The sequence below is a fragment of the Ensifer sp. WSM1721 genome (assembly GCF_000513895.2).
Lineage (GTDB): Bacteria > Pseudomonadota > Alphaproteobacteria > Rhizobiales > Rhizobiaceae > Sinorhizobium.
On sequence record NZ_CP165783.1, the window covers coordinates 255,745 to 272,434 of the forward strand.

The 16,690-nt window shown below is 61.6% G+C and carries 17 protein-coding genes; 9 read left to right on the forward strand and 8 right to left on the reverse strand.

The genetic code is table 11. The features are described from left to right. Positions 1-2 precede the first annotated feature (2 nt). Entirely contained in the window at positions 3-389 is a 387-nt protein-coding gene (locus M728_RS18995; RefSeq protein WP_026621411.1) for a response regulator, read from the reverse strand. Then, positions 373-3,870: a chemotaxis protein CheB gene (locus M728_RS19000; RefSeq protein WP_026621412.1), complete on the reverse strand. Its 3,498-nt coding sequence runs from the start codon at positions 3,868-3,870 to the stop codon at positions 373-375. Before M728_RS19000 ends, M728_RS18995 begins: the two co-directional genes overlap by 17 nt. A gap of 319 nt (positions 3,871-4,189) precedes the next feature. Between M728_RS19000 and M728_RS19005 the strand changes: the two genes are divergently transcribed. Beyond that, the gene (locus tag M728_RS19005; RefSeq protein WP_026621413.1) at positions 4,190-4,369 is read left to right on the forward strand and encodes a hypothetical protein; all 180 of its coding nucleotides are present in this window, start codon (positions 4,190-4,192) and stop codon (positions 4,367-4,369) included. Between the two features lie 27 nt (positions 4,370-4,396). Here the strand turns inward: M728_RS19005 and M728_RS19010 are convergent, their stop codons facing one another. Next, complete coding sequence (locus tag M728_RS19010; RefSeq protein WP_026621414.1) at positions 4,397-4,723, reverse strand: hypothetical protein; 327 nt, start codon at positions 4,721-4,723, stop codon at positions 4,397-4,399. A 194-nt stretch (positions 4,724-4,917) separates the two neighbouring features. Between M728_RS19010 and M728_RS19015 the strand changes: the two genes are divergently transcribed. Beyond that, entirely contained in the window at positions 4,918-5,133 is a 216-nt protein-coding gene (locus M728_RS19015) for a hypothetical protein (protein WP_026621415.1), read from the forward strand. Positions 5,134-5,145: 12 nt separating this feature from the next. Here M728_RS19015 and M728_RS19020 read toward each other — a convergent pair whose 3' ends face one another. Next, complete coding sequence (locus tag M728_RS19020; protein ID WP_026621416.1) at positions 5,146-5,655, reverse strand: cupin domain-containing protein; 510 nt, start codon at positions 5,653-5,655, stop codon at positions 5,146-5,148. An 88-nt stretch (positions 5,656-5,743) separates the two neighbouring features. On the opposite strand from M728_RS19020, the gene M728_RS19025 reads away from it, so the two are divergent. Next, the gene (locus M728_RS19025; protein ID WP_026621417.1) at positions 5,744-6,040 is read left to right on the forward strand and encodes a DUF3175 domain-containing protein; all 297 of its coding nucleotides are present in this window, start codon (positions 5,744-5,746) and stop codon (positions 6,038-6,040) included. A 23-nt stretch (positions 6,041-6,063) separates the two neighbouring features. Further along, positions 6,064-6,786, forward strand: coding sequence for a glutathione S-transferase (locus tag M728_RS19030; RefSeq protein WP_026621418.1), 723 nt, complete (start codon positions 6,064-6,066; stop codon positions 6,784-6,786). 41 nt (positions 6,787-6,827) lie between these two features. Here the strand turns inward: M728_RS19030 and M728_RS19035 are convergent, their stop codons facing one another. Together M728_RS19035 and treZ are read right to left on the reverse strand one after the other, a co-directional pair. Continuing rightward, positions 6,828-7,469: a UdgX family uracil-DNA binding protein gene (locus M728_RS19035; protein ID WP_026621419.1), complete on the reverse strand. Its 642-nt coding sequence runs from the start codon at positions 7,467-7,469 to the stop codon at positions 6,828-6,830. Between the two features lie 81 nt (positions 7,470-7,550). Further along, on the reverse strand, positions 7,551-9,356 hold the full coding sequence (gene treZ / locus M728_RS19040) for a malto-oligosyltrehalose trehalohydrolase (RefSeq protein ID WP_026621420.1): 1,806 nt from the start codon (positions 9,354-9,356) through the stop codon (positions 7,551-7,553). Between the two features lie 201 nt (positions 9,357-9,557). Here treZ and glgX point away from each other — a divergent pair, with 201 nt between their 5' ends. From glgX to M728_RS19060, 4 genes are all read left to right on the forward strand, one after another. Beyond that, on the forward strand, positions 9,558-11,660 hold the full coding sequence (glgX, locus tag M728_RS19045) for a glycogen debranching protein GlgX (RefSeq protein ID WP_026621421.1): 2,103 nt from the start codon (positions 9,558-9,560) through the stop codon (positions 11,658-11,660). A gap of 385 nt (positions 11,661-12,045) precedes the next feature. After that, positions 12,046-12,303, forward strand: a complete 258-nt coding sequence (locus M728_RS19050; RefSeq protein WP_034883853.1) for a DUF2934 domain-containing protein — start codon at positions 12,046-12,048, stop codon at positions 12,301-12,303. Positions 12,304-12,392: 89 nt separating this feature from the next. Next, entirely contained in the window at positions 12,393-12,833 is a 441-nt protein-coding gene (locus M728_RS19055; RefSeq protein ID WP_026621422.1) for a CBS domain-containing protein, read from the forward strand. An 80-nt stretch (positions 12,834-12,913) separates the two neighbouring features. Then, positions 12,914-13,291, forward strand: a complete 378-nt coding sequence (locus tag M728_RS19060) for a hypothetical protein (protein ID WP_026621423.1) — start codon at positions 12,914-12,916, stop codon at positions 13,289-13,291. 74 nt (positions 13,292-13,365) lie between these two features. Here M728_RS19060 and M728_RS19065 read toward each other — a convergent pair whose 3' ends face one another. Together M728_RS19065 and M728_RS19070 are read right to left on the reverse strand one after the other, a co-directional pair. Next, complete coding sequence (locus M728_RS19065) at positions 13,366-13,785, reverse strand: DUF4168 domain-containing protein (protein ID WP_026621424.1); 420 nt, start codon at positions 13,783-13,785, stop codon at positions 13,366-13,368. A gap of 838 nt (positions 13,786-14,623) precedes the next feature. Then, entirely contained in the window at positions 14,624-15,439 is an 816-nt protein-coding gene (locus M728_RS19070) for a class I SAM-dependent methyltransferase (protein ID WP_026621426.1), read from the reverse strand. A gap of 103 nt (positions 15,440-15,542) precedes the next feature. Between M728_RS19070 and M728_RS19075 the strand changes: the two genes are divergently transcribed. Further along, complete coding sequence (locus tag M728_RS19075) at positions 15,543-16,676, forward strand: ABC transporter substrate-binding protein (RefSeq protein WP_026621427.1); 1,134 nt, start codon at positions 15,543-15,545, stop codon at positions 16,674-16,676. Positions 16,677-16,690: the final 14 nt, after the last annotated feature.

Here is a 16,690-nt window from a genome sequence, read left to right on the forward strand (position 1 = left end):
CTTCAGGCAGCCAGCGCCTTCGCGGCTGCGTCCAGGAGTTCCTGTTGGCTGGCCGGCTTGTACACCAAGATCGCACTGCCGCATTTCTTTCGCATTCCGGCGGGCAACTTCTGGCCACTGTAGAACAGGAAGGGGATGCCTCGTCTCACGAGCAGATCGGTGACATCCTCGGTCGTCACGTGACCGAGGCGGATATCAAGGATGGCCAAGGAAAGGGACTCGCTCTTGGCTGCCTCCAGGGCGTCGGAGAGCGTCATGCACGGGCCTACGATAACGGCGCCCGCATCCCGAAATGTTGCTTCGATGTCGAGCGCTATCAGAATCTCGTCTTCCGCCACCAGAATTCTGGCGCCGCGGAAGGACTGGTTCTCCTCAGAACTCCGATCCATTGTCCGGAATCTCCGGCAGCTCGATCTCCATCGTGCAAACGACGCCTTCGCGCTCGAAATCACGTTGGGCAGCTGCGCCCGGCAGACCCTTTTCGATCAGAACACCACCGAAGCCTTGTTTGGCCGGGGGCTCGACTGGTGGCCCGCCGCGTTCTTTCCAGACAACGGTCAGCCGACGGCCGTTGTTCCCTTGGTTGAGCTTCCAGCTTAGCGTTACACGTCCCTGCGGTGTCGAAAGAGCGCCGTATTTCGCGGCGTTCGCAGCGAGTTCGTGGAGGACAAGACCGAAGGGGGTGGCAATTTCCGGCGCCAGCGTCACCGAGTCCCCCTTGATTTTCAGCCGGCGCGGATCGCCACCTGCATAAGCCTCGAGCTGACTGAGGGCCAGAGCGGCCAATTCGGCACCGGCCCATTCGGAATCGACGAGAAGCTTATGAGAGCTTGCAAGTGCCGAGAGCCGCCCGTCGAAGCGTTCGACGAAGTCCTCGTGCGAATCGGCGGTGCGCAGCGTCTGGCGCGCCAGCGATTGCACAACCGCGAGCGTGTTCTTCACGCGGTGGCTCATTTCACCGAGCAGGAGCTGTCGCCGCCGCTCCCAACGCTTCTGATCGGTGATGTCGCGCGTGCTCTCAAGAACGAGGCGGCGATCGCCGAGAGGCATGAGCTCGAGATGGCTTTCAACGGTCAGAACACGACCATCTTTCGTGGTGTGACGCAACTCGCCGCTCCAGCGACCCTTTTCGAGAAGGGACTGCCTGAGCGCCTCGAATGACGCGCCGGGGACAATCGTCTTGAGCAACTTCTCCTTTCTTTTCCCGAGGGCCTCCTCTTTCGTGTAGCCGTAGAGCTCCTCGCTGCCGCGGTTCCACTGCGTGACTCCCCCGTCGTATTCCCAGACGAATATGGGTGAGCGTGAGAGTTCGACGAGCCGCATCTCCTGATCGAGGCGTTGTGCGCTCTGCCTCACCGCCTCCTCGGCGTGGCGACGCTCAGTGATGTCGACAAAGGTCACCACGACGCCATCGATCTTGTCTTCGATGGTCCGGTAGGGCCGCATCCGCACAAGATACCAGCCGTTGTTGCGGCTCTTCACCTCATGTTCGATCGGGGCGAGTTTCTCCAGCACGGAACGTGCGTCATCGGCCAATTGGTCATATTGAAGATGATGGGTAAAGTCGGTGATCGGCCGTCCTTCGTCACTCGCAGTTACACTGAATATCTCCATCAGACGCGGCGTGAAACGCTGGATACGGAGTGACGGGCTGAGGAAAAGCGTAGCAATGTCGGTGGCCGCCATCAGATTCTGCAGGTCGCTGTGAGCCCGCGATACACTTTCCAACTTGAGTTTGAGCTCGTTGTTGACCGTTTGCAGCTCTTCGTTGATGGATTGGAGTTCTTCCTTGCTCGTCTCGAGTTCCTCCGCCGTTGAACGATATTCCTCGTTCATCGATTGAAGCTCTTCGTTGGCCGCCCGCAAGTCCTCGGTGGCAGTGTCGGACTCCTGTCTCATCGCGCGAAGCCGGTTGTGGGCGAGTTGCAATTCCTCCCGCAATTGGCGGATCGTCTGATTGATGGTCGCGCGCCCATCGAGCGTCTCCAGAACGACTTCCTCCGTTTTGTCGATCGTCTCGCCTTCGATGAACAGCACCAGGGCATACCGCGTGCGATCGGCTCCTTGAACGACGGGCTTCACTTGCAGGTAGACGCGGTGCTGCTCCCGGTCGAGCTCGGCGAGGATCGGCATGCTCAAAGTGGCCTCGTTACGCTCGAAGGCACGATGCAGGGCCGCCCTCAGATCGAAACGAAACTCCTCGCGCACGAGATCCGTGGCATCGGTACTGACAGGCCCACCCGACGGTCGGAGAAATCGGCCGGCATTTTCGGAAAGATGAACGGCGTGATGACTTTCATCCACCAGCATGCTCGGCGGCGCGATCTTTTCCAGCATCTGGCGATGCACGGCCGCGTCGCCTATGTGGCCTCCCTGCGCCTGTGGGCGCGCGATCGTCGGTGCCCTTTCCGGCTGATGGGTGGCAAGCAGTACCGGCAGAACCGGGCGGCGATCACCGTTGCCTGCCACAGCCCGGTAGATGCGTGACTCGCGATCGACCGTGCGGTAGAGCCCTCCCGGGTGCTCAGCACTTTCCGACGATCCAAGGAAGAGGAAACCGCCGGGGTTGAGGGCATAATGAAACGTGCTGCACACCTGTTGTTGAAGCTGCCGATCGAGATAGATCAGAAGGTTCCGACAGGAAATCATGTCGAGATGGGAGAAGGGCGGGTCTCTAAGCAGGCTGTGGTTGGCGAAGAGGACGACCTCCCGCAGCTCACGGCGTATCCGGTACTGATTGCCTTCCCGCTGAAAGAACCGGCGCAATCGTTCCTCAGTCAGATCGCCTTCGATTGTCGCGGGGTATCGCCCTTCGCGCGCAATTCCAAGAGCCCGGGTATCGAGGTCGGAGCCGAAGACCTGGATTTCCGGCGAGAAGCCTCGGCGTGCCGCCTCCTCGAGCAGAAGGATGCCGATCGTGTAGGCTTCCTCGCCGCTGGCGCAGCCCGCGACCCAGACCCGGATACTGTCGCCGGCCTCCTTTCCGTCAAACAGTTGCGGAACGACGTTTTCCGCCAGCGACTTGAACGCCGCCGGATCGCGGAAAAACGTCGTGACCGAAATCAGGAAGTCGTTGAATAGAGCCTGCGCCTCCTCGGGGTTCTCGCGCATATAGCTGAAGTAGTCGTCAAGAGATTCCTTTCTGGTGACCTGCGCCCGCCGGGAGATGCGACGCAGTATGGTCGCGCGTTTGTACTGGGAGAAATCGTGTCCGGTTCGGCCGCGCACATGCGCCAGAATCCGCGCGATCAGATCATGCTCGTCGGAGCGCACACGGCCGGAGGGAAGATGTTCGCGACTGGCGAGCAGTTCGGCCAGCCGCTCGGGCAGCTCGCGAACGGGCAGCACGACATCCGCGACCTCCGTGGCGATGGCACTCCGAGGCATTGAGGCGTATTCCGCCTCGTTGGGATCCTGCACGAGCACGATGCCGCCTGCTTCCTTGATGGCCTTGACGCCGACTGTCCCATCGGCCCCGGCGCCGGTCAGTACAACGGCAAATCCAGTTCCGTGTTCCTCGGCCAGCGATCGAAAGAAAAGATCGATTGGAGCGCGCGCGGAACGCGCTTCTTCTTGGAACGGGAGCGCGGCGATAGTGCCATCGGCGATTTTCAGCCGTCGGTTCGGTGGTATCACGTAGACATGGTTGCTTTCGAGGCGAGCCCGGTCCTCGACCTGTGTGACTGGCATTTGCGTGCGTGATGCCAGGATGCTCGCCAGCTCGCTTCTGGTGTTGGGATCGAGGTGGACAATTACGACAAAGGCCGCATTCGTGTCGGATGGCATGAGGTCGAAGAAAGTCTGCAGAGCCTGGACACCACCTGCCGAAGCTCCGATCCCGACGATCGGCGGGTCCAATTCCTGGTCCATATTACTTCTCCCGGACATGTCTTCTCGAAGCCGCAACTTCCGTTCGCCATGGCTTCGTCGGGCGAAGGCCTGGTGTCTCTCGATTCCAAAGCAAACGAATATTTATACCGCACGAAAGCTTGCGGCACGACCTTCTTATAGCAGTCTACGGGGCCAAGAGAACGGCGCCGGCAAAACTGAGGATGAGCTCCGCCCGGACTCGTTGAATGTGTTGCGAAAGCAACGGGCAAGGTGGGAGCGGTGGATGTGCGCCCATAAGTGGCTGAAGGGAACCCTTTCCGCCGACAGACGGTTACCCCCGGCAGGAAAGGATTTCGCTATGCTTGCAATCAGAAGGGCGAACGCCGAAGCCGAGCATGAAGAGCGCCGCCGGCCGACCGCTGCTGATCCTAAGGCGACGCCCGTGAAATTCAGGAAGCTCGTCGACGGCGACGATGGCGAGGACCTCGACGACCCGAACTCGCTCTTTTGGCGCGGCGTTTGGATGACCGTGTTTTGACGGGATGAGGGCTGCGCCTGTATCCGCCTATTTCCCCAGCATCCGTTCAATTTCCTGTAGCCGGGACGTCAAGCGCTGTATCTCGCTGCGCTTGTCGGCGACCACGTCTCTCGCTGTCTCGAGCCTGTCGGCGCCGGGCAGGGTACCGACGGCTGTATGAGCCTCCGTCGCAATCGCATCGATCTCCGCCTCGAGCCGGTCTATGCGCTCGCGCAAATCGTCGAGCTCCTTGCGGATTTCCGGCTGCGAGCTTCTTGGCTTCCGCTCCCACGCATCGATCGGTTCATCGATACTGGCGGGATCGAGTGGACGCGCGGCCGATGATCGTGGGCTTTCGTACTTGTTCCTGCTCATGGCTGACCTCCCAGAACTGTTTCCAACTCCGGAACGGGGCCGTTAGTTCCGCGCGATGCTCGTTGCGATGACCGCCTTCTCAAGGTCCTGACCGCCTTCTCAGGGTCCGATGAATGCAAGCCTTTCCGATCTAAACGGCAATTGGAACTTCCCGCCGAGATCGTCGTTTCTCCGCATCATCTGGGGAGTGGTCCATGCATTTCGAAGAAACCCTTGAGCTTCATTTCGACTTGTTGAGCCATAAGGCCCTCCTCTGTTGCGGCGCCAGGGATTATGTGCTGCCGGATATCTATCTGACGAAGGAGATGGCGCGGATTGCCGCGCAAAAATTCGCGTGGGAAACGCTCGGCTTGAAAGAGCGGGTACCGGGCTGCCGGCAGGCCTCGGATCTGCCCGTCTGGCTGCGCTGAAAGGCTTCAGGCTCAGGCGCGCACGGCGCGCCGCCAGACCGTGACGGCGGGACCATCAGCACCGAGCACGGGATCGAGGCGCGGCAGCGGCACCGAAGCGATTGCCTCGCGGTCGGCCTCCGTTGTGGGAGGGCGCTGAATGTCTCCCCGTTGTCCGGGTGGATAGCCGCCGACGACCAAGAAATCATTGCTCGCCATGAGCCGACGATGGCCGGTTCCCGCGGGGAGGACGATGACATCGCCGGCGGCGACCTCCAACTCCCGACCCGCCGGGCCGCCGATCAGAAGCCTTGCGCTGCCGGTGGCAATGCCTAGAACCTCGTGCGCTTGAGAATGATAATGCTGGTAGCCGAAGACGCCGTTGCGCCAGAGGGCGCCCCAGTCGTTGGCGTGAAAGCGCATCTCGAAGTCCCGCGCGGCGTCGCCCGAGACGTCGATCGCGCGATTGTAGACGAGGACCGGCAGGCGCGGGTTGTTCGGCACGCCGTCGCTCTCGGCAAACATCAACTCATCGATCTTCATCGGAACTTCTCCTCGGACGGAACGAATTCCGCAGGCTTCAGTTGAAGATAGGTCGAAGCGCTCTGATGGAAACCATGGAAGAACGACGATGAGCAAAAAGCATGAGAAGAAAAACAAATGGTCGCAGGAGGTGACCGAGCATAGCGACGCGCTGGACCTTGAGCCCGGAGTTTTCAAATTGGAGGATCCCAAGGAGATCGCGCATTCCTTGAAACGCTCGGCGGAAGAGAGCGATCGCCGCAAATCAAGCCCATTCCGCTCTGCCATGTCGATGCTGACGTTCTATGTCAACAGGGCAGGTGCGGGATTGAGCCGCAAGCAGAAGGGTGTGCTCGAAAAGGCGAAGAACGAGCTCAGAAAGGATTTCGGCCGCGAGCCCAAATGAAATATCACAGACGGGGACTCTCCATGGCTTACAAACTCTATTACTGGGATGGCATTCCCGGCCGCGGCGAATTCGTACGCCTGGCGCTCGAAGAGGCCGGCGCGGATTACGTCGATGTTGCGCGCGAGCCCGGCGGCACGACGGCAATGTTGAAACTGATGAAAGACGCAGGCGGCGCGACGGTGCCCCTCGCGCCGCCGTTCCTGATGGACGGCGACCGCATCATATCTCATGTCGCCAACATCCTGCTCTATCTCGGCCCGCGGCTCGGCCTTGCCCCCGAGGAGGAGGACCTCAGATACGCCGCCAACGGCCTGCAACTGACGATCACCGATTTCGTTGCGGAAATCCACGACACGCACCACCCCATCGGTGTCTCGCTCTATTACGAGGAGCAGAAACCGGAGGCGCTGCGGCGATCGGCCAACTTTCTCTCGGAGCGTCTACCGATGTTCCTTGGCTATTTTGAACGTGTGCTCGTCCAGAATCCGACGGGGCACAAACACATCGTCGGCAACCGGCTGAGCTATGTCGATCTTTCGCTCTTCCAGGTGATAGAAGGCCTGCGCTACGCGTTTCCCAAAGCAATGGGCGGCTTTGAGGTCAACATTCCCGCGCTGATCGCCTTGCACGACGCCGTTGCGGCGCGGCCGAGGATTGGCAGCTATCTAGCCTCGGATCGGCGGTTGTCCTTCAACGAGTCCTGCGTCTTTCGCCACTATCCAAAGCTCGACCGGCAATCCTGATATCCCGGCTTTGGGAGAGACGCACTGGATCACGATGGTCCCTAGCCGATCCGGGCTGCGACTTTGGCAAGGTCTTTCACGAAGCGTGCCCGTTCCGCGGCGGCGTCGCCACCGTCGCGAATTCTCAGGAGATAGGACGGGTGAATCGTGACGAGCACTGGGTAGCCGTCGGGCGTTCCGATGACTTCCCCGCGGTTGCGGGTGACCCCGACGCTGCGCCCAAGCAGCGAGAACAGCGCCGTCGCGCCAAGGGCGACGACGATTTCCGGGTGAATTCGATCAAGTTCCGCGCCGAGCCACCAGGCGCAACGTTGGATCTCGCCTGCATTGGGGCGCGAATGGAGCCGGCGCTTGCCGCGCTGCTCGAACTTGAAATGCTTGACGGCATTGGTGACGTAGCAGTCCGAGCGATCGACGCCCGCCTCGTGGAGGCATTCGTCGAGAACGCGGCCCGCCGGTCCGACGAAAGGATGCCCGGCAAGATCCTCGCGATCGCCGGGCTGCTCGCCGACGAGCACGACACGCGCATCTGCCGGGCCCTCGCCGAAGACGAGTTGCGTTGCATTCTTGTAGAGGTCGCAGCGCTCGCAGCCCTCCGCCTGCCGCCTCAAGGCGACGATCGTAGATGCGTCCGCGTGCTCGCCGGAAAGTGCCGGACCGAGTTTCACAGTTTCTTTCGGCATCCCTTTTCGAGGATCGTTCCTCCCTCCTCGTTGTTGTTCATACTAACCACGAGGTATAGGGGCTGTTCCCACGATGCTGATCTAGCGCGCCACGGCCACGATAATGCCCGGACCGCTCAACTCGTTCCCGCTCGCAGTGCTGCTCTCGGGTGCTTCACTCGCGAAGATCGGTTGGCCGCGGATCGCGGGAATTATCCTCGTTTCCTCCGAAAGATTGACGCGCAGTTCAAGCAAGGCCTCCTCGAACTGCCACTCGATGGCAATCACGCCCTCCTCCGTCGGAAATGTCCGGTACTGCGGCAAGGCGGTGCCGGCGAGCAAAGGCACGACATGGCGCTCACGGATCTCGGCGAGCTCGCGTGTGAAAGCGAGCTGCCGCTTGCCGGCCGGGCTCGCGGCGCGGCTCCAGCGCAGCTTCGATTCGGCAAACTGCTGCGCGTCGAGCGGATCGGGCAAATCCTCGACAGTCCTGCCCGGCGGGAGGCCGCCGAAATTCTCAGCTTCCCCCCGGCGGCCCAGCCGAATGGCCTCGGCGATTTCGCCTTCATAGTCCGTGAAGAAATAAAACGGCTGGGTTTCGCCGTACTCCTCGCCCATGAAAAGCAGGGGAATCTGCGGCACGAGCATCAGCATCGCCGTCATCACGCGCAGCCGCTCCTCCTTGACGAGCGATACCAGGCGTTCGCCGAAGGCGCGATTGCCGATCTGGTCATGGTTCTGCAGAAAATTCACGCTCGCCTGCGGCGGCACCCCCGCGTCAGCCCGCAAGGGTGATAAGTCATCTTCCTTCGCCCGTAGGGCGACGCCTTCGGTCATGGCGGCCAGAAGGTCGCCCCATGGGTCTTCGGCGAAGCGCCGATAGTGGCCGTTGGTCTCTCCGGTCGCGATGACATGGAGAGCGTTGTGGAGGTCATCGTTCCATGCCGCATCGAAGAGAGGGCGCACGCCGTTCGCATCCCGCGCCACGAGGCTTCTGCGGCGATGGGCGTCCTCGACGACGAGATGGATCTCGCGCCCGGCAAAGGTCTGCCGGAGCTCGTGAGCCAGTGCGACCAGGAAATGCGGCTTGCTCGTGTCGCGGATCTGATCGGTCGCATCGAGGCGCAGCCCGTCGAAGCGGAAGTCGCCGAGCCAGTAGAGCGCGTTCTCGATGAAATAGCGCCGGACAGCGTCTTCTTCGAAGGCGATCGAGGCGCCCCAGGGGGTGGGGCGATCCTTGTTGAAGAAGTGTGAGGCATAGCGGGCGAGGTGGTTCTGCTCGGGTCCGAAGTGGTTGTAGACGACGTCGAGGAGGACCATGAGGCCGAGCGAGTGTGCCGCATCCACGAGGCCCTTGAGATCATCCGGCGTGCCATAGGCATTGTGCGGCGCGTAGTGCAGGACGCCGTCGTAGCCCCAGCCGCGGGCGCCGGGAAACTGCGCGACGGGCATGATCTCGACGGCGGTAAACCCGGCCTGGGCCAGATCCGGAAGACGCTCGATCGCCGCGCGAAAAGTGCCTTCCCCTGTGAAGCAGCCGATATGCAGCTCAGAGATGATCGTCTCCTCCCAAGGCCGACCGCGCCAGGAGGTGCTTTGCCACTTATAGGCCGAGTGATCGACGAGGATCGAAGCGCCGGAGGCCTCGCCCTCCTGGGCCGAGGACGCCGGATCGGCGACGGCCGTGCCGTCAGAAAGCTGAAACCAGTAACGGTTGCCCGCGCGTGCTTTCGCCGAGATTTCGAACCATCCGCCATGAAGCCGCCGCATCTCGTGGGTGATACCGTCGAGCACGAGGTCGACAGCGGCCTCGTCAGGCGCCCACAGGCTGAACCTTGCAACATCGTCTTTGATGAAATTGGCGCCCCAGCTTTTCCTGAAAGCCATCGGCGCAGTTGTTTCTCGCATCGGATCTCGCCCCCTGTTTGAGAGACGAGGAACTGCCACGCCGGGAGAAAGTTCCGGGGTTGCCTTCGGCGTCGAGCGTCCGGTTGGACGCGCACAAGGCATGTTACACGGCGAGCCACCCCGAGTGCCGGCAGGAACAAACATCACCCTTCGGCGTTGCCCCATGGCTTTCAGCATGGCCATAGGGGGCACGACGACAAGATGAATGTTGCGTTCTCGGAACTGGATTTCATCAAACCCGAGCTCGGTGCCGAATATACCGGGCAAGGCACGCATTTCGCCGTTTTCTCCGCGCATGCTGAAAAGATCGAGCTCTGCCTGTTTTCCGAAGACGGCAGGGAAACGGCGCGGCTGCCGCTGCCGAAGCGTGAGGGCGATATCTGGTCCGGCTATATCGAGGGGATCGGCCCGGGCACCCTCTACGGCTATCGCGCCCACGGCCCCTATGATCCGCACAACGGTCATCGCTTCAATCCGAACAAGCTGCTCATCGACCCCTATGCCAAACAGGTCGCCGGGGAATTCGTCTGGGACGACGCGCTCTTCGGCTACACCATCGGCAGCGCGGACGGCGATCTTTCTTTCGATGAGCGCGATAGCGCCCCTTTCATGGTCAAGGGCGTCGTCCAGGATCCGGATTTCGACTGGGCGGGTGAAGAAGCAATCCGCCGTCCGTGGACGGAAACGATCATCTACGAGGCCCATGTTCGCGGCATGACCATGACCCATCCCATGGTCCCCGACGAGCTGCGCGGCACGTTCCTCGGCATGGCCAGCGACCCGATCGTCGAGCATCTGTTGAAGCTCGGGATCTCGGCGGTCGAACTGATGCCGGCGCAGTATTTTCTCGACGACAGGTACCTGGTCGAGCGGGGGCTCACGAACTACTGGGGATATCAGCCGCTCGGCTTCTTCGCGCCGCATCCGCGTTATCTCAAAGGCGGCCGCATCACCGAATTCAAGACGATGGTCAAGAAATTCCATGCCGCCGGCATCGAAGTGCTGATGGACGTCGTCTACAACCATACCGCCGAAGGATCGGAACGAGGTCCGACCTTGAGTTTCCGCGGGCTCGACAACTTGAGCTATTATCGCCAGTCGCCCGAGAAGCTGCGGCACACTTACGACACGACGGGGACTGGCAACACGCTCAACGTCGCTCATCCCCTGGTCCTGCGCATGGTGCTCGACAGCCTGCGCTACTGGGTCGGCGCCATGCATATCGACGGGTTCCGTTTCGACCTCGCGAGCACGCTCGGTCGTGAATACATGGAGTTCGATCGAGAGGGCGGCTTCTTCGATGCCATCAGGCAGGACCCGATGCTTGCGGGCGTCAAGCTCATCGCGGAACCCTGGGATATCGGGGAGGGCGGATATCAGCTCGGCGGCTTTCCGCCCCCATTTCGCGAGTGGAACGACCGGTTCCGCGATGATGTCCGGCGCTTCTGGAAGGGCGATGCAGGAATGATACCGGCGCTCGCCCAACGCCTACTCGGTTCGCCGGTCGAGTTCCGCCACTCGGACCGCGCCGCGACCTCGTCGATCAACCTCGTAAGCGCGCATGACGGCTTCACGCTGCTGGATACGGTTTCCTACGGCGAGAAGCACAACGAGGCGAACGGCGAGGAAAACCGCGACGGCCATCCGGAGAACCACTCGGACAATATGGGGGCCGAAGGCGCGACGGAGGACCCGGCGATCAATGCGGCCCGCAGGCGGCGACGCCTCGCCATGCTGGCAACGCTGATGGTCAGCCAGGGTGTCCCGATGATGCTCGGCGGCGACGAGTTGGCAAACAGCCAGCGAGGCAACAACAATGCCTATTGCCAGGACAACGAGATCGGCTGGCTCGACTGGCAGGCGGCGGACGAGGACTTTCTGGACCTCTGTCGCAAGCTCATTTCCTTCCGCAAGGAGCATCCCGTCCTGCGTCAGGAACGATTTCTCGATGGTGAACCCGACGAAAACGGCCGCGTCGAAATAGCGTGGTACAAGGCCGACGCCAGCCCGATGGACGAGGGGGCGTGGCAGAACGGCGAGTTGCGCCTGATCGGCGCCTGGCTGCGTCGCGCGGCCACCGCGGAAGCTGCCCCGGCGGGCGAGATGTTCCTTGTCCTCAACGCCGGCCCCGATTGCGAGATCGCACTCCCTCGAGCGCAGCACGCCGAGGGGTGGCGGCGCGTGCTCTGCACCGCCGCCGACGACGTCCGTGGCACGCACGGCGCCGCGGATCGGGAGGTCATTCCGGCGCAGAGCATCGCTGCTTTCGTTCCGCATGCGACCGGATCGACGGCGCCGGCTTGAAGCGAAAAGGCGGGCGAGCCGCACAGCCGTATCCACCTCGGAAGCCGTCAGGCTCTTGCGGGAACAATCTCCGCCGATCGGGATTGTCCAATGAAAGAGGCGTGTTCTCGCGCATTCGGTTCAATGGAAATGGAGATGAAAATGCCAAATCCGCGTCAGCCGGAGCGGTTCCCCGAGCAACCACCACAGGAGCCACCGTGGATTCCGGAGCCGCCCATCGAGGAGCCCGAACCCGACCGTCTACCGGATGAAGTGCCGCTTCCCAACCCCGATGAAAATCCCGAGCCGCCAAGGCACTGAGGGCGTCATAGCCGATGGAACAAATGCACGGTCGTGCCGTTTCAGTTCTGCCATTAGCGCAGTCCAGCCGCGAGAGGTGAGGGACATGGACAACAACAGGGACATGGATACCAACAGGGAAGAGCTCATCAGGCGCAGGGCCTATGCGATCTGGGAGCAGGAGGGCCGACCGGAAGGCCAGCACGAAAGACATTGGGAGCAAGCGTCGCGAGAAATGCAGGGCGTCCCGCCAGACGGCGGGGGTGAGAAACGCGAAGGCGGGGAAGCAACGGGCGCTTCCCCTACACCGTCGGCGCCCGAAGGAATTCCGACGAAGTCGAATCGCAAGAACAACGGAGGCTGACATCAGCCAAGCAGCTTGCGCGGCGGCCCGGCCGCGACGCCCCTCGGCGTCGCGGTGTAAGAGCTGCCGCCCATAGAAGGAGCAGAACAATGCATGTATCGGAAATCATGACCAGAGACGTCGTACTGGCCGACCCCAACGACACGATCGCCTCCGTCGCGCGGCAGATGGCGGACAACGACATCGGCTTCATGCCCGTCGGAGACCATGACCGCCTGGTCGGCATGATAACAGATAGAGACATCGTCGTTCGCGGTGTGGCGGATGGTCTCGACCCGCAGGCGCGCGTCGCAGACGTCATGAGCACAGACGTCAAATATTGCTTCGAGGACGACGAGGTGGACGATGTCGCGCGCAATATGGGCGATATCCAGGTCCGCCGCCTGCCGGTTGTCAATCGCGACAAACGGTTGGTGGGGATCGTCTCGCTTGCCGACGCCGCCCGCGAACAGCCGTCGGTCGCCGGCTCGGGCCTTAAGGGAGTAACGACTCCCGGTGGCTCGCACAATCAGACCGAACGGGGCGGCTGACGCGCTCGCTGGCTTTTAGCGCGGTGAGGTGATGTGAGAGGCGCAAAAACGCCTCTCCGCGACGCGCGCAGGAGTTCGAGATGCCACATAAACAGGAAAAGGACCGAAGCCGCGGCGATCTCGCCGATCGCGCAGTGGGGCCTGAGGATCACGTTGCCGATGCATCCGACGCGGGCAGCTGGGGTTCAACCCTTGCCAACGACGGGGCGCAGCCCGATCCGCCGCAACCGCCGCCCCATGATTTCAGCGGTAGCGATGAGCGGGTCCGTCGCGCACACGCGCTCAGAGCCGAGCCGGAAACGGCGGAAAGCGTGGGAGGCGCGGATGACGCAACGGGAGGCGAATCCTGGAACCGCGTGCTCGGCGACAACACCAATGCCGGCACCCTGCGGTTGTTGGCGGCCATAGGCCTCTTTATCTTGGTATCAGCATCGCTGTTCTGGCTTATCGCCGGCTGACCAAAAACAAGCAGCGATTCAATGTCTTCAGCACCCGTGCGTCTGACAAGACGCACGGGTGCTGAAGGGGTGCTTTACTGCTGCGACGGCGCGGGCGTCTGAAGCTTTTCCTGGACTTTCTTGGCCAGCGCCGGGTCGTTCTGCGCGGCCTTCAAGATTGTAGTATATTCCTCGACCGACATGTTCGGCGAGGCTTCGACTGCCTTGACCATCTGCTGGCTCGCTTCGGCTTCGAGCTTTGCCTTGGCGTTCGCGTCCGTGGTCGCTCCGATCTTGGCGGAATATTCCTGCCTGACCTTGTCTACCTGAAGATAGGCAACGGCAAAGGCTTCGATCTTCTGCTCGCTGATGGGGGTGTTCGCGCCGCTCGCGTCGGGCTGCGCCTGCGCCGGCTGTTGCGCCTGCGCGACCTCCAGCGCCGAAGCCGGTCCGATAGCCGTAAGCGTGGAGGCTGCAACGGCCAGCGATGCGACGAGTGCGTAACGAGTGATCATGTTCGGTTCTCCGTAACGTGCATGACGTGATCGGCAGCGATACCGCCTTGTTCATTCGCTTGGCCCGGACATGGGACACAAGCGATTCATCGAGCATGCCGGCCTCGGAAGTGCTCGGTGCGGCGAGGGCGGGGCAATTTGCTGACCATTAAGCGGCAGCTTTGTGGCCCTAGCGCGCGATGAGGAAAGGTGTGCGCGGTTTTCCGCCCATGTTCATGATTTTAGGTCGGTCCGACCTAAAATCATCGTGATCTAGGGACAGCCGCATCCCGGAGGCTGCGGAATCGAAAAGGGCGCTCGACCCTTTCGGGGAGCGCCCTTTGACCCGGAAAACGCGAGCGCGGCGGACCAACATCCGCGCGCCTGGTTCTCGATGACGGGTAGTGGCGGAGAGATGGAGAATGACGCCGCCGATTTCAAGAGGCAGAACGATCAATGAGAATGGAAGCTGAGGCGATCCCGACACTCCGCGTGTTTTCAGACGCACGAGGGGTCGCATAGCAGCTTGAATTGCTTCAGGTTCTTGTGCGGAAGTCTGTTCCGATCAGAGGGCACGCGGTGCGCCGCTCGCTGCGCGTGCAGCACATAGCAGGCTTGCAAAGAACCGTCTGATGGTTTGCGCGTGCCTGTCGTATAGTCCATTTCGTCGAAGCGATGCACCTCCTCCCGCATGGCCTCGACGTTGTGGGCGCCTTCTCCTCCTCCCGAGGTTGCCCGCGGGATCGGCAACCCTCCTCCTCCCATGTTGCTGATCGGTTCTTACCGAAGAGCCTGCCGCCCTCCTCCCGCGGCAGGCTCTTTTCTTGGCTATGCATCGCGGCGTCGCGCCGCCCTCGGATCAGGCGGCTTCCTTCGGCTTGCTTGCGGCAATCGCATAGCGATGCTGGCTTCTGCGGGCGAGCCCCTTGAAAAAATTGCAGTTCTTTGCCTGCGTCCGGTGTATGTCGTGGAGATCGGTGTCGACCTCTATGTCGACGAAACCGGCCGCTCGAAGCAGGTCGATCACGGCGTCGGCGCGTGCTCCATGCGAAAAGTGGACGCGGGAAAGAATACTGCGGTGCGTGTTCATCATCTCGTGCGAAAGCGACGGTGCGTCGGGCTTGAGAAGGCCGAGACGCTGGCCCCAGGTATTGAGTGCCGAGAAGAACCGTTCCAGCCGGTTCGTATTGACGAAATCGCCATCGACGATCAGCAGCCTGCCGCCGGGCTTGAGCACGCGTAGCCATTCCTTGAAAGCCGCGGCCGGGGCGACGAGCGTCCAGACCAGGTGCCGGTTGACCACGACATCGTAGTGGCCGTCCGGCTCCATCGTGTTCTCCGCGTCGCCGATGCGGAAGGAGATATTGCGCCCACGCGCCTTTGCCTTGCGCCGCGCGAGTTCGAGCATCGGCTCGGCCCAGTCGAGGCCGGTGACCCTGAAGCCGAGATCGTCAAGCAGGTGCGAGACGACCCCGGTTCCACTTGCAAGATCGAGCGCCGAGCGTCCAGCGCCCTCGCCGAGATGACGCAAGAAGAGCCGATGCCAGGCGGCGCGTTCTTCCTCCGAGAAGATCTCGTGCCCCGGCGAAAGATCGAAAGTGGTGGCACGCGCGGACCAATAGGCTTTGATTTCGTCACGAAGATCGTAGTTCGGCCGCGTTGCCACGTCGCTCATTTTTATTCGGGCCCCTGCTGTTTGGAAGCGTTCTAAAAGATATATGTTGACTGGTAAAGTCAGGAAATATTAGAAGGCACCGATTTTAATGGAGCAGGGAACAATGAGGCTTTTCAACAAGGTGGCTGCTGCTGCCGCGGGTCTTTGCGTGCTTATTTCGACGACGGCGCTCGCCGACACCGTGAAGGTGAAAGACGTCACCGGTCGCGAGGTCGAGGTCGACGTGCCGGTGAAGCATGTGATCCTCGGCGAGGGCCGCCAGATCTATTTCGTCGGTGCCCTGGATAAAGACGAGCCTTTCAAGCGCGTCGTCGGCTGGCGCGACGATCTCGCAAAGGCAGACCCCGAAACCTACGCCGCCTACCTCGCCGAATTTCCCGAGATTGCCAAGCTGCCGACCTTTGGCGGCATGAAGGACGGGACCTTCGATATCGAGCAGGCCGTGGCGCTGAAGCCCGACGTCATGCTGATGAACATCGACGCCAAGACGGCGACGGAAGAAGCGGGCTACATCGAGAAGCTCGAGAAGGTCGGCATTCCGCTCGTCTATGTCGACTTTCGCGAAAAGCCGATGGAGAACACCGAACCGAGCATGCGCCTCATAGGCAAGCTCTTCGGCAAGGAGGAAAAGGCGGAGGAATTCATCAAATTCCGCGCCGACAGCATCGCCAAAGTGACCGACGTGCTGGCGAAAGCCAATCCGAAGAAGCCGCTCGTCTTCGTCGAGCGCGCCGGCGGCTATTCTGACGATTGCTGCATGTCCTTCGGCAACGAGAATTTCGGCAAGATGGTCGAGTTTGCCGGCGGCGCGAACATGGCGAAGGGCATCATTCCGGGCACCTTCGGCACGGTTAATCCGGAGCAGATCATTGCTTCCAATCCCGACCAGATCATCGTGACCGGCGGCAACTGGGAAGGTTATGTCCCGGGCGGAAACTGGGTCGGTGTCGGCTATGGCGCGGATGAGAAGGAAGCGCTGCGCAAGCTCGAAAACCTGACCAAGCGCCCGGCTTTCACCGGTGTGAAGGCCGTCAAGGAAGGCAACGTCCACGCCATCTGGCACCAGTTCTACAACAACCCCTACCAGTTCGTGGCCATCCAGCAGATCGCCAAATGGCTGCATCCCGATCTCTTCAAGGATCTCGAGCCGGAGACAACGTTCAAGGAACTGCACGAGCGCTTCCTGCCGCTGCCTTACAAGAGCGGTTACTTCGTTTCGTTGAATGTGGGCCAATAAGCACCGTATCGGAG